Source organism: Enterobacter sp. JBIWA008, assembly GCF_019968765.1.
GTDB lineage: Bacteria > Pseudomonadota > Gammaproteobacteria > Enterobacterales > Enterobacteriaceae > Enterobacter.
The window spans coordinates 592,342-604,309 of record NZ_CP074149.1; the positions used below are offsets into that span (position 1 = coordinate 592,342).

The following is an 11,968-nucleotide window of genomic DNA, read 5'->3' on the forward strand; positions in this document are numbered from 1 at the left end:
ATGGCACACAGCAGAATATTGGTATGGGTGTAATAGGTAATTTACATATAGCTCGCCCTCCAGTTAGTGAGGCAATTGATATTGCAACTTATTTAAGAGCTAAATGTTCCAAGTTTGATGAATTAATTGATATTGCTATGATGCAAATATCAATTATGCAAGAGCGCCGTACCGCCCTAATCTCCGCCGCCGTTACCGGAAAAATCGACGTCCGCGATTGGGTTGCCCCTGAGACGCAGGATGTAGAGGCATCACAGGAGGCCATCGCATGAGCATGGACAGCACCAAAGAGCTGATCTTCCAGGATGAAATGATCGCTCAGATGATCGATCGAGGTTGGGTTCGTGGCAAAACCGACGGTTACGATCGCGAACGTGCGCTGTATTCCCAGGATGCACTGACCTTTGTGCAAACCACGCAGCCGCAGGAGTGGGAGAAGTTTGCCAAAATTTACCCTAGCGATACCGAGCGTCATTTCCTCCATGCGCTGGTGGCTCAGCTGAAAAAAGCGGATATCAACGCTACCGATATGCTTTCGCGCACCTACGGTACGCTCGGTGTCTTGCGTCATGGCATCAAAAGCCATAATGCGCGTTTTTCGCTGTGCCAGTTTAAGCCGGAACATAACCTCAATCCGGAAACCCTGACGCGCTACAAACAGAATATCTGCCGCATCGTGCCTGAGCTGGTTTACAGCCCGCATGCATCGAACGCCGCATTCAAAGATACGGGTGTAAAAGCGAAGAAGTGGCGTATCGACCTGGTGTTGTTCGTCAATGGTCTGCCGGTAGCGACGCTGGAACTGAAGTCTGAATTTAAGCAGACGGTACAAAACGCCATTACGCAATATAAGAAAACGCGTTTGCCAAAGGACCCAGGCACTAATAAACCTGAGCCGCTACTGACCTTTAAACGCGGCGCGCTGGTGCACTTTGCCGTCAGCCAGTACGAAGTGTTTATGGCGACCAAACTTGATGGCGATAAAACCTTCTTCCTGCCGTTTAACAAAGGCACCCATGACGGCGGTGCGGGAAACGACATCCCGGAAGATGCCAATGACTACGCCACCAGCTACCTGTGGAATGAGGTGCTGCTGCCGGACAACCTGCTGAAAATTCTCGCCAGTTTTGTGCATCTGCAAATCGTAGAAAAAGAAAACGCTATTGGCCTGAAGTACAAAAGCGAGAGCCTGATTTTCCCACGCTATCACCAGTGGGACGTGGTGAACAAACTGATCACTGCCGCTACGGTGGAAGGCACCGGCAATAAATACCTGATTCAGCACAGCGCGGGGTCGGGCAAATCCAACTCTATCGCCTGGACGGCCCATCAGCTTTCCCGCCTGTACGATGAAAATGGCGAGAAGCAGTTCCACTCGGTGATTGTGGTGACGGACCGCACCGTGCTTGACGATCAGCTGCAGGACACCATCTATCAGTTTGAACATCAGGACGGCGTGGTCGGGCGTATCAATAACAAAGAGGGCGACGGTTCGAAATCGGAGAAGCTGGCCAGCGCGCTGGAAAACTCGCAGCCGATTATTATCGTCACCATTCAGACCTTCCCGTTTGTCCTGAAGGCGATTGAAAACAGCGTCAGCCTCAAGCAGCGCAAATACGCGGTGATTGCCGATGAAGCGCACTCCTCGCAGAGCGGTTCTACGGCGCGCCAGTTGAAAGAAGTGCTGATGACCGAAGAGGCGGATGACGAGGTGGAGATGTCTTCTGAAGATATTCTGGATGCCACCGTCGCCGCGCGTAAAGGCAGCAACAACCTCAACTATTACGCCTTCACCGCCACGCCGAAAGCCAAAACGCTGGAGCTGTTTGGCCGTCGTCCCAACCCGCAGGAACCGGCATCGAAAACGAACAAACCGGAAGCGTTCCACGTTTACTCCATGCGGCAGGCCATCGAAGAAGGCTTTATTCTTGATGTGCTGAAGAACTACACCAACTACAAGGTGGCGTACAAGCTGCTGCAAAAGCTAAACGATCCTGACCGGGAAGTGGACAGCAAGAAAGCGAAGATCAAACTGAACCAGTGGGTGTCGCTGCACGATCATAACGTGTCGCAGAAAGTGAAGGTGATTGTCGAGCACTTTCGCAAGCATGTGATGCACTTACTGGCCGGCCAGGCGAAAGCGATGGTGGTCACCAGTTCGCGTAAAGCGGCGGTGCGCTACAAGCTGGCGTTTGATAAATACATCGCCGAGCACAAGTACGACAAGATCAGCGCGATGGTGGCGTTCTCCGGGGAAGTGGAATTCCATGAGGATGACCACAACAGCCTTGCGCTGCTCAACCAGAAATTCACCGAGATCAATATGAATCCAGGCCTGAAAGGCCGGGATATGCGTAAATCCTTTGATACCGACGACTACCAGGTGATGCTGGTGGCCAACAAATTCCAGACCGGTTTTGATCAGCCCAAGCTGTGCGCTATGTATGTGGATAAAAAGCTGGGCGGCGTGGAATGTGTGCAGACGCTGTCGCGCCTGAACCGTACCTATCCTGGGAAGGCGCAGTCCGGCACCTTTGTGCTCGATTTCTACAACGAACCCGACGAGATTTTGGGGGCTTTCCAGCCGTACTACCAGACCGCAGAATTGACGGATGTCAGCGACCCGCAACAGGTCTTTGAACTGTATGAAAAGCTGCGCACCAGCGGCATTTTCCTGTGGAACGAAGTGGAGCAGTTCTGCGAAGCGTTCTTCAGCAAAAACAAATCCAACGCGGCCATTAGTAATATCTGCAAACCTGCGGTGCAGCGCTGGAAGCAGCGCTATACCTCGGCGATTGACGAGTATGTAAAGGCCAAAGCAATCTTCGAACGCACCAAGAAGACCGGCGATGTGGTGCTGATCACCAATGCGGAAAACAGCTTCAAAGAGTGCGAGAAAGAAAAAAGTAAGCTGGATATCTTCAAGAAAGATCTCGGCAGCTTTGTCCGCTTTTACGAGTTTATGTCGCAAATCGTCGATTACGATGACAAGGACTTGGAAAAACTGAGCCTGTTTGCCCGCCATCTGCGTCCGTTACTGCATGAGCAGCGCATCGAAGAAGACGAGATTGATTTAAGTAACGTGGAGATGAGCCATTACCGCCTTTCCAAACTCCACGAGCAGCACCTGAAGCTGCAGGAAGACGCTGAAGATTACAAAATCACACCGGGGAATGATGTCGGAACGGCGAAACCAAAGGACAAGAAAGAGGAGTTTCTTTCAAATATCCTGGCTCGTCTGAACGAGCTTTTTGTCACCGATAATCTGACCGATAAAGACATGATCAATTATGCTTTTGCGGTGCGCGACAAGCTGTCAGAAAACCAGGCGGTAATGACCCAGATCGCCAACAATACACGCGAACAAGCGATGCTGGGTGATTTCCCAAAAGCCATTGATGATGCCGTGATGGACAGCAACGAAGCCCAGCAGGAGATGATGGTGCAATATCTCTCTAATCCTGAACTTGCGAAGGGCTTTGCCCGCGTGGTGTTTGATATGTTGAAAGGGGCTTAAGGTTTCACTATCAGCCATAATAAGGGATGTTTTGTCAGACGTAAAAAATGACATTTCATCCCGCAACTTAAAATTCACTTTTGCTTTGAAAATCAATTATTACTTTATTTTAAATTTAATTTAATTTAATTTAATTTATATGACTGATTTTTTATAAATGGCCTTTTTTACAGGCCATTTATTTTTATAAAAAACTTGCATGTTGATGATTTTTTACATGCTATACCTTGCGTTCTCAGTAATTAAAGTAATCATAGTCAGGAACCCAAGTGTAATTTCTTAATTGATCTTTGTCATAGTCAACGAAAAAATGACATTGGTCACAATTGCGAATGCTTAATACAGGAGACTCAAATATTTCGCCGTCTTTTTTTCTCATAGTGGCAGTTAGTGTCATTGCCCCTGCTTTTTTTTGAGCTCGAAGCCAGACTTTTTGAAGCACTTCATTCCCTTTAATTTTTTCATTGCCGTCGAAAATAATTTCTGTATTTTCTGCTGGTTTGAACATAAATGTTGTTATCCAGTAACCTCGGTCTTGTAGTTGAAAAAATTGCGTTAATTTTAAAAGGCGATCAAGATTTAAAGATTCTTCTTTTGCAATGGAATCTATAAGTGCATTATTTTCAAATAATTTATCGGGCTCTCTGAAAGGAAATGTTATATCACCGAAGGAAAAGGATAATACAGGTTTTTTATCAAGGAAAGAAGATAATTCGATCCTTAAATTATCCTTCATTTTCTCTGATATGTAATTTGATAAGAACTCTTTATTATTATCATCCAACCCTTTTTTTATTCTTGCTAGAATCAATTCTCTATAGTCACTTGCGAATGTTTCTTTTTTTGTTATTTTTAATTCCGAGATTAAATTGTTGATTGATTTATTATCCATGCCATTCTCAATTAAAAAAACACCTAATTGAATTCTATTGCTAATATCTTTAAATTCAGTTATATTTCTTTCTGCAAATTTTATGGCTAACTCTTTATTAAAGTTTTTGACATTTTCAAATGCTTTCATTTGAAAATCCTCATGCATTTGAGGACTATTATCATTAATTACTGCTAATGCCCAAGGGAACAATGCGCGATCTTTACTTAGGTAATTTATTACATCTATTTTTTTACTATCACTAAATTCTTTGTTATCCAATATACTTGCAATTTTTTTTCCGATGTCATCTTCGTAATATCTTCCATAGAGTCCTCTGCTTATAGTTATTAAGCGTAAGGCATCCCTATAATTTTGTTCATCCGTTTCGGGGTTTAAAATTAATGACATCAGACGCAGTCTTTCCTCTGTATTCAAATTAATATTATTTATCGGACCTGAGTTGACTTTTTCTCTTTCATATTTCAATGTTAAGGAATCGAGCAAGGCCTCAGTTCTCAAATCATTGAGAACTCGGCTTCCCCCACTTTCTGGGCTATCGAAGCGTAACCAATGATGCACAGTGTTTATATAATAATCTGTAATTTCCTTATTAACGCTCTTATAACCTATAACCTATAAACCCTGCAATGCCTATGAATATAGCAAAAAAACTAGAGCCATAGATTAACCAGAGTCGTGTCTTTTCTAGGATTGACATCGTCTTATCTATTGCGCTTTCTGTTATTTCTACTTTCGCATTTTCTATCTTGTCTCTTATTTGTTGCATTAGATTTAAATTTTCATCACGAAGCTTTTCAAGCTCCATCTTATGTTTAATAGCATCTCGCTCAGCTAAGATTATTGTAAGATCTCTTTCCATAAGAACCTCATTGGTTTATATAACATTAATGTGGCTAAAAGTATAATATTTAACCTAATGCTATATCAATATATTTTTTGCGATTTATGAAGTGAAAGTGCTCAGCTATTTGAGTTTATATTGATTGTAATTTTTTTTCTGTAAACTAATAATCCTAATGAATTATATAGTTAATTACTTCAGAGTGGCAGAACACTTGTACAAGGATCCTGTGTTTGTTTTGTTTCCTTAAACACTATTCTCCGAGTTTACTCAACAGCCCTTCCCTTGAAAATTATCTATTACAAACGATGGAGCATCGTTCTCATTTATGGGGGCTAAGCTATGAAAATACTTTCAAAAGTCCTGAAGTGGTGTGTACTCTCGGTCGCCACAGTCTTTATCCTCGGATGGCTGTTTGTCTGGCTCGTGGCATCGGTTTGGATGAAACGACGAATTACACTGAAAATGACTTTTGCATTACCACACGCTGACTGGCAAGGATATTGAAAACGCCCCGCGTGTAACGGACGATTACTATTTCGAGGCGCATCCCGGTGATGGTTATGCCCCTTCAAATAGCAAGGAGCTACCGGTGCTGCACCATTGCGTATGTATCTCGAAACGCTGGGATACACGAAGGAAAAGCGTCGCCTCGGCGAAAAGGAAATCTGGTCAAAACCCGATCAGGTAAACGGGGACATTTTCTATCTGTACTTTAACGCCGCTACGGGTGAAGTTGAGCTGACCAAAGTGATGAATTACTGAGTTAACTTGCTCTGTGCCGATTCATTTTCTTTTTGTGCTTTGGTCATCAAGACCTTCAATTCCTCAATAGTAAGTGAGGGTTTTTGCCTGTGGATCATTGCATTGCAATTGGGACAGACAGGGCGAAGATCATTTACAGGATCGAGTTTGTAGCGCTCTCCAATCTCAGAGAGAGGGGTGATATGGTGGACGTGGATATAGTCCTTGCCGGTTTCACCATATGTTTTCTCAAAGTCCATATTGCACACACTACATTGACAGCCGTAATGGTCTATACATTTGTCTCTTGCTGTTTTGCTACGTTCGTACTTGTTAACTTTGATCTGTTTTACGGCCCCTTCATAAAAAGTTTCCGGGACATCATCTGGATAATCGATATCTAACTTGGTAGAAAGCGATTCTGCTTTTTTGATGCCCTCATGAGTGAGTTTCCAGATGCCAAGGCCTGATTCTTTGGCATTATGAAGATACTTGTAATCAACAAGCTTTTTTCGCGCCCATTGGACCATGTTGTTCCATTGGGGACGGTTGCTATCATCAGGAAGTAAGATGCTCATTTCTTCATCGGTAAGGCCGAATTCCCTCCCCAACGGTTCATAACATGAGGAAGAACTAACTTCTCCTCCTCGGTTATAAATATTTAAAAGTAAGGGAATCTCAATCTCTTTATAACTCGGGAATGCCATGTTTATCACCATCAAAATGAATAAGTTACTTTCTGAAAATTTCGCGTATATGCCACTCTATATAATTAACCTGCGGATAATTTTCTTTCTGTAGTGGGAGGTGAATTTGCGCTCCTGCGAAGTCCCAAAAAAATCTGGATACAACGTTGTTGCCATTTACAGCGGAAGATATTTGAACGCGCATGTTTGCATCCACTCCAAGAGAGCCTTTATCAAAGGCTCTATGATGGATTGAGCAGAGAGCTAAACCATTCGCGATCTCACATGGTCCTCCATGTTGCTTCCATTTGATATGAGCGGCTTCAAGTGCGACAGAGGTATTATCATGTCGCATATTGAAACCGCAAACGGCGCACTGATAGTTATAGGCTCGCAATACCTGCTGTCGAAATAAGGGATCGCGCTGTTTGCGAATTTGCAGGAGATCGAATCCCAACTCGTCGGCGAGTTCTTCCTGGATGCTTTCGGTAAAGTGTGCTTCGAGGATTTGCTGAGCTATAGAGTTAATCAGATTCTTACTGTTTATCAAACGAGTGTAATGCGGGTTGTCAAAACCGCCTGCAACATGATTTTCAACCAGCTCTCCCGCAGGAGGTTGTTTGCTGGTACCTGATGTGGAACAGCGCTCCGCATTGCGTAGTTCCCAAAAGCCATCACCTTGTAAACGCCAGAACGGCATATCAGGACGGTACTGTGCACGCTGTGGTCCAAAACGTTCCAGCAGGCTGTGCAGCTGCTCGCGTACTTCAGTACCGTAATCAAACAGTCGCGCATGCCCCTGCTGATAGTTCGCCAGCACGTACAGAAGCAATAAAGGCTTATGCGGCGCACGCTGTTCGCCTTTGCGCCAGATAGTGATGTCGGCAATTGCCTGTTCGAGAGTTTTGCTGGAAGCCATCGCGTTACGGAAGAAGGTAAATAATTGCGATGATGCTCGCAAAACCCAGACCAATCAACCCGCAATCAACAAAAACATGAGCTTACCGCACACAACCTTATTTCCTGAATCCCCCTCGCAAATTCCAAATTTCCCCCACCCAAAACCGCTGTATTTATATTCAGCCCTGTATAATGAGCACCAGAAAATACGCCGAACGGCAAAGGAAATATCAAAGAGAATTTAACGAAGAATTCGCGATATGAAGGTGCTGCAACACCCCCATACCGCTAACCACAACCAACTATAGAGGAGTTGAAAATGGCTGCGACGAATTTTAAGCCAGAGTTTACTGTTTGCAAAACAGGATCAGATGCTTTCACCGGCATGATTGAAAACCGCGAGCTGGTACGCAAAAACAGCGCCCGCCGCCTTCACGGCAACCCGCCTAACGCGGCGCCCGTCCATCCCCGCGCGGAAACGCAGCAGGACAGTGCCGCCTGCTGCGAACTCTATGCTCGCATAGACATGAAATATCTTCTTCTGGGCGGTGACTGGCTAACCCGTGCAGGTTTTATCAACGGCATGCCAGTGAAAATCCGCGCCATGAAAGACTGCATTGTGATTACGCCGCAGCATACAAGAGAATTATGGGGCTGTCTGGAAGGGATGAGCGTGGTGGATATAAATAAACAGAAAGTCGCGCAGTGGTTAAAAACGTTTCCGGGGACGTTGAATGATACGGGAGATATACCTATGGTGAAGCGCGGGAATGGTCTGGCAGAATAATATCTAAAGTCTCCCTTCGTTAATCATGTAAAAGGATAAATCAATACGGGCATGAATACGCATGTCCGTATTTTTTGTTTTTCACATGAATTATCTCTCTCCGCTGGTGCACTCAATAAATCGGTTGTAACATTCTCCGCAAAGCGACAGGGAGGATTGCTATGCAGATTTGTAGGATGGACTACAACGATGTCTCCGCCGATGGAAGAAGACTGAAACTACACGTTTATGGCGTTGGGACGTTTCCCGTTTTTTCAGGGATAGAACCCGTAACCAATATCGCAGAGTGCGCCTTTATCAGGAATGCAGCATTACCTGTGGGTACGTACTGGATCGTTGATGCACCGGAAGGCAGTATTGCTAATCGGGTCGAGCGTTTTGTAAAAGACTTCAAGAACGGGACCGATCATTCTGAATGGTTCGGCTTGTTTAATGCTTCGACCATGGCCGATAACGTATTTGTGAATGGGGTCGACAGAGGACCATTTCGACTTCATCCATTGAGGCCGAATGGTGAGGGAGAGTCGTGGGGATGCATAACGTTCTATAATATCCCTGATTTTCAGCTGGTCAGAAAATCTTTGCTTGCACGTAAGAAGATTCGTGTTCCTGGTGGTAAAGGGTTGATGGCATATGGACGTATTGATGTGACAGGAAGGGCTGATTATGCTTCATGCAAAGATAAAAAATAATATCCTGATTGGCCTGGCGTGCCTCATTGCTTCCTTCTTTATCGTCCTGTTTCCTCTGGGAGGCTTGCTCGATTACTTATCTCAAGCCAGCAATGATTTTTTAAATCGCACCGGTTTGGGGTTTGCTGATGGTGAAGCAGACCCCTCATTCCTGTGGGTGTTGGGGGGGATGATGGTCGTCGTTACCGCGCTACTGATGATCATCATCCGAAAAATATGCAACCTGAAGCAGGGATGAAATATTTCATTGCCGCTTTCTAAAACAATTAAGCGGCTTCATGCCAATCCCACACTCCGCCGCCCAACCTCAATCAACTCACTTCATCAAAACACCGGCACCCCCAGCCCAACCTTCACCTCCCTCAACGTCTCCTGCGTCACCCCCTGCGCCCGTTCCGTGCCGTGCTTCAGCATCGCCATCAGCTCGCCTTTATCCTGCATATACATCGCCCGACGCTCCCGCATCGGTGCAATCAGCTCCTGCAAACAACCCTCCAGTTCATTCTTACATACCCGGTCACCCAGCCCACCCGCCTGATAGTGCACCTTCATCGCCGCCACTTTCTCCTTGTCCGGATGAAACGCGTCGAGGTACGTAAACACCACGTTCCCCTCAATTTGCCCCGGGTCGCTCACCTTCAGGTGGTTCGGGTCGGTGTACATGGCGCTCACCGCACGGTGAATGGTCTCTTCGCTAGCCGAAAGGTGCAGCGTGTTGCCCAGCGATTTCGACATCTTGGCGCTGCCGTCGATGCCGGGCAGACGGCTGGTGTCGCTCAGCATCGCCCTGCAGTGGCGCAGCACCGGGGCGGGCAGCAGGCTGTTCATCTTGTGCACAATCTCGTTGGTCTGCTCAATCATCGGCAGCTGGTCGTCGCCGACGGGCACGCACTCGGCCTTAAACGCGGTGATGTCCGCCGCCTGGCTGATGGGATAGGCCATAAAACCGACCGGCAGCGAGCGGGCGAAGCCCTTCTGCGCAATCTCGTTTTTCACCGTCGGGTTACGCTCCACGCGGGCGAAGGTGACGATGTTCATATACAGCATCGTCAGCTCGGCGAGGGCGGGCAGGGCGGACTGCAGGCAGATTGTAGTCAGGTTCGGGTCGATGCCCGCAGCCAGGTAGTCGGCCAGCACTTCGGGGATGTTATCGCGGATCTTCTGCGGGTTGCTGCCGTTGTCGGTCAGCCCCTGCAGGTCGGCGATCAGCACAAACTGGCTGTGCGTCTGCTGGAGCGCCACGCGCTGGCGCAGCGATCCGACGAAGTGGCCGAGGTGCAGCGGGCCGGTTGGGCGATCGCCGGTGAGGATGGTGGGTGCGTTCATAAAGACTCCTTAATGTGCAGCTGCCGAAAGGGGTCTTAGAAATGTGAAAGCCGCCTTTCGGCGGCTATCTGAAAATGGGGAAAACAACTCCGTGCCGCCTTTAAGAAGGCAGCCACCAGCGGTTTACGGTGAGCACGGGGTGGTTTATGTTCATCTCTTTACCGTACCACGTCCGGCGCGAAAAACAAAAGGACACGTCATGCTGCAATCTCTCAACCATCTGACCTTCGCGGTTAGCGACCTGCAAAAAAGCGTTACCTTCTGGCACGAGCTGCTGGGGCTTGCGCTGCACGCCCGCTGGAATACCGGGGCCTATCTCACCTGCGGCGACCTGTGGGTCTGCCTGTCGTACGACGAGGCGCGCCAGTACGTGCCGCCGCAGGAGAGCGACTACACCCACTACGCGTTTACCGTTGCGGAAGAGGATTTTGAACCGTTCTCGCAAAGGCTTGAGCAGGCGGGCGTCACCGTCTGGAAGCAGAACAAAAGCGAGGGGGCGTCGTTCTATTTTCTCGACCCGGACGGGCACAAGCTGGAGCTGCACGTGGGCAGCCTCGCCGCGCGGCTGGCGGCGTGTCGGAAGAAGCCCTACGCGGGCATGGTGTTTACCTCAGACGAGGCTTGAGGCGCGCACCTTCAGCCTGCAGGTCCTGTCTCAGCAATCACTGGCTACGTGACGCTGGCGGAGCGAAAGCGCCGGGTGGCGGCTGCGCCTTACCCGGCCTGGAAAAAATTACAGCGACTTCACAAACGCCAGCAGATCTTCGTTGAGCTGGTCCTGGTGGGTCAGCGCGAAGCCGTGCGGCGCGTTGTCGTACACCTTCAGCGTGGCGTTGTTGATCATCTCTGCCGCCAGCCTGCCGGTGCTTTCAAACGGCACGATCTGGTCGTTGCTGCCGTGGATCACCAGCGTCGGCACGTCGATCTTCGCCATATCCGGGCGGAAGTCGGTTTCGCCGAACGCGGTCACGCAGTCGATGGTGCCCTTCAGCGACGCCAGCAGGGCGATGTTCAGCGTCTGGGTCAGCGCACCGGCAGAGACGGTCTGCCCGGCGTTGATGCCGTAGAACGGCGTCGCGAAGTCGCTGATGAACTGGGCGCGGTCTTTACGCAGTCCGTCGCGAATGCCGTCGAACACGCTCTGATCCACACCCTGAGGGAAGGTGTCGGATTTGCCGAATATCGGCGTCACCGCGCCCAGCAGCGCCAGGCCGGCCACGCGAGCGCTGCCGTAGTTGTTGATGTAGCGGGTCACGTCGCCGCCGCCCATGGAGAAGCCCACCAGCGTCACGTCCTGCAGGTCCAGGGTGACGATCAGGTCGTTAATGTCGGACGCAAAGGTGTCGTAGTCGTAACCGTTCCACGGCTGATCCGAGCGGCCAAAGCCGCGGCGGTCAAAGGCGATGGCGCGGAAGCCGCGCTCCGCCAGGTAGTTCAGCTGGCTGTCCCACATGTCGCCGTCCAGCGGCCAGCCGTGGCTGAAGAGAACCGGTTTGCCCGCGCCGCCTTCTTTGTAGTAAATCTGCGTGCCGTCTTTTGCCTTAAACGTTGCCATAGTGTGTTCCTGTGCAGGTGATGGT

General features: G+C 48.5%; 13 protein-coding genes. 7 read left to right on the forward strand and 6 right to left on the reverse strand.

From position 1 onward, the window contains the following. Window positions 1-23 precede the first annotated feature (23 nt). Both KGP24_RS02825 and KGP24_RS02830 read left to right on the forward strand, forming a co-directional pair. The gene (locus KGP24_RS02825) at window positions 24-272 is read left to right on the forward strand and encodes a hypothetical protein (RefSeq protein WP_223562294.1); all 249 of its coding nucleotides are present in this window, start codon (window positions 24-26) and stop codon (window positions 270-272) included. Further along, window positions 269-3,517, forward strand: coding sequence for a DEAD/DEAH box helicase family protein (locus KGP24_RS02830; RefSeq protein WP_223562295.1), 3,249 nt, complete (start codon window positions 269-271; stop codon window positions 3,515-3,517). Before KGP24_RS02825 ends, KGP24_RS02830 begins: the two co-directional genes overlap by 4 nt. A 235-nt stretch (window positions 3,518-3,752) precedes the next feature. Here the strand turns inward: KGP24_RS02830 and KGP24_RS02835 are convergent, their stop codons facing one another. After that, window positions 3,753-4,799, reverse strand: coding sequence for a hypothetical protein (locus KGP24_RS02835; protein ID WP_223562296.1), 1,047 nt, complete (start codon window positions 4,797-4,799; stop codon window positions 3,753-3,755). Between the two features lie 211 nt (window positions 4,800-5,010). Next, the gene (locus tag KGP24_RS02840) at window positions 5,011-5,271 is read right to left on the reverse strand and encodes a hypothetical protein (RefSeq protein WP_223562297.1); all 261 of its coding nucleotides are present in this window, start codon (window positions 5,269-5,271) and stop codon (window positions 5,011-5,013) included. Window positions 5,272-5,856: 585 nt separating this feature from the next. Between KGP24_RS02840 and KGP24_RS02845 the strand changes: the two genes are divergently transcribed. Continuing rightward, window positions 5,857-6,018: a hypothetical protein gene (locus tag KGP24_RS02845; RefSeq protein WP_223562298.1), complete on the forward strand. Its 162-nt coding sequence runs from the start codon at window positions 5,857-5,859 to the stop codon at window positions 6,016-6,018. On the opposite strand, the gene KGP24_RS02850 is transcribed toward KGP24_RS02845, so the two are convergent. Both KGP24_RS02850 and KGP24_RS02855 read right to left on the reverse strand, forming a co-directional pair. Beyond that, the gene (locus KGP24_RS02850) at window positions 6,012-6,704 is read right to left on the reverse strand and encodes a winged helix-turn-helix domain-containing protein (RefSeq protein ID WP_223562299.1); all 693 of its coding nucleotides are present in this window, start codon (window positions 6,702-6,704) and stop codon (window positions 6,012-6,014) included. The genes KGP24_RS02845 and KGP24_RS02850 overlap by 7 nt on opposite strands. 25 nt (window positions 6,705-6,729) lie before the next feature. Continuing rightward, a complete protein-coding gene (locus tag KGP24_RS02855) occupies window positions 6,730-7,602 on the reverse strand; it encodes a phosphorothioated DNA-binding restriction endonuclease (protein ID WP_223562300.1) in 873 nt (290 codons plus the stop codon). Window positions 7,603-7,902: 300 nt separating this feature from the next. On the opposite strand from KGP24_RS02855, the gene KGP24_RS02860 reads away from it, so the two are divergent. The 3 genes from KGP24_RS02860 to KGP24_RS02870 all read left to right on the forward strand — a co-directional run bounded on the left by KGP24_RS02860 (window position 7,903) and on the right by KGP24_RS02870 (window position 9,300). Next, window positions 7,903-8,370 (forward strand): SymE family type I addiction module toxin, encoded by a 468-nt coding sequence (locus KGP24_RS02860; protein WP_223562301.1) that lies wholly within the window; start codon window positions 7,903-7,905, stop codon window positions 8,368-8,370. Between the two features lie 161 nt (window positions 8,371-8,531). Continuing rightward, window positions 8,532-9,062 carry a DUF2778 domain-containing protein gene (locus KGP24_RS02865; RefSeq protein WP_223562302.1) on the forward strand — a complete coding sequence of 177 codons (531 nt, stop codon included), beginning with the start codon at window positions 8,532-8,534 and terminating at the stop codon, window positions 9,060-9,062. Beyond that, window positions 9,037-9,300: a hypothetical protein gene (locus tag KGP24_RS02870; RefSeq protein WP_223562303.1), complete on the forward strand. Its 264-nt coding sequence runs from the start codon at window positions 9,037-9,039 to the stop codon at window positions 9,298-9,300. Before KGP24_RS02865 ends, KGP24_RS02870 begins: the two co-directional genes overlap by 26 nt. 86 nt (window positions 9,301-9,386) lie before the next feature. On the opposite strand, the gene trpS is transcribed toward KGP24_RS02870, so the two are convergent. After that, window positions 9,387-10,388, reverse strand: coding sequence for a tryptophan--tRNA ligase (gene trpS / locus KGP24_RS02875; RefSeq protein ID WP_223562304.1), 1,002 nt, complete (start codon window positions 10,386-10,388; stop codon window positions 9,387-9,389). Window positions 10,389-10,587: 199 nt separating this feature from the next. On the opposite strand from trpS, the gene fosA reads away from it, so the two are divergent. Next, window positions 10,588-11,013: a FosA/FosA2 family fosfomycin resistance glutathione transferase gene (gene fosA, locus KGP24_RS02880; protein ID WP_223562305.1), complete on the forward strand. Its 426-nt coding sequence runs from the start codon at window positions 10,588-10,590 to the stop codon at window positions 11,011-11,013. Between the two features lie 108 nt (window positions 11,014-11,121). Here the strand turns inward: fosA and KGP24_RS02885 are convergent, their stop codons facing one another. Further along, window positions 11,122-11,943 carry an alpha/beta hydrolase gene (locus KGP24_RS02885; protein WP_223562306.1) on the reverse strand — a complete coding sequence of 274 codons (822 nt, stop codon included), beginning with the start codon at window positions 11,941-11,943 and terminating at the stop codon, window positions 11,122-11,124. Between the last annotated feature and the right edge of the window lie 25 nt (window positions 11,944-11,968).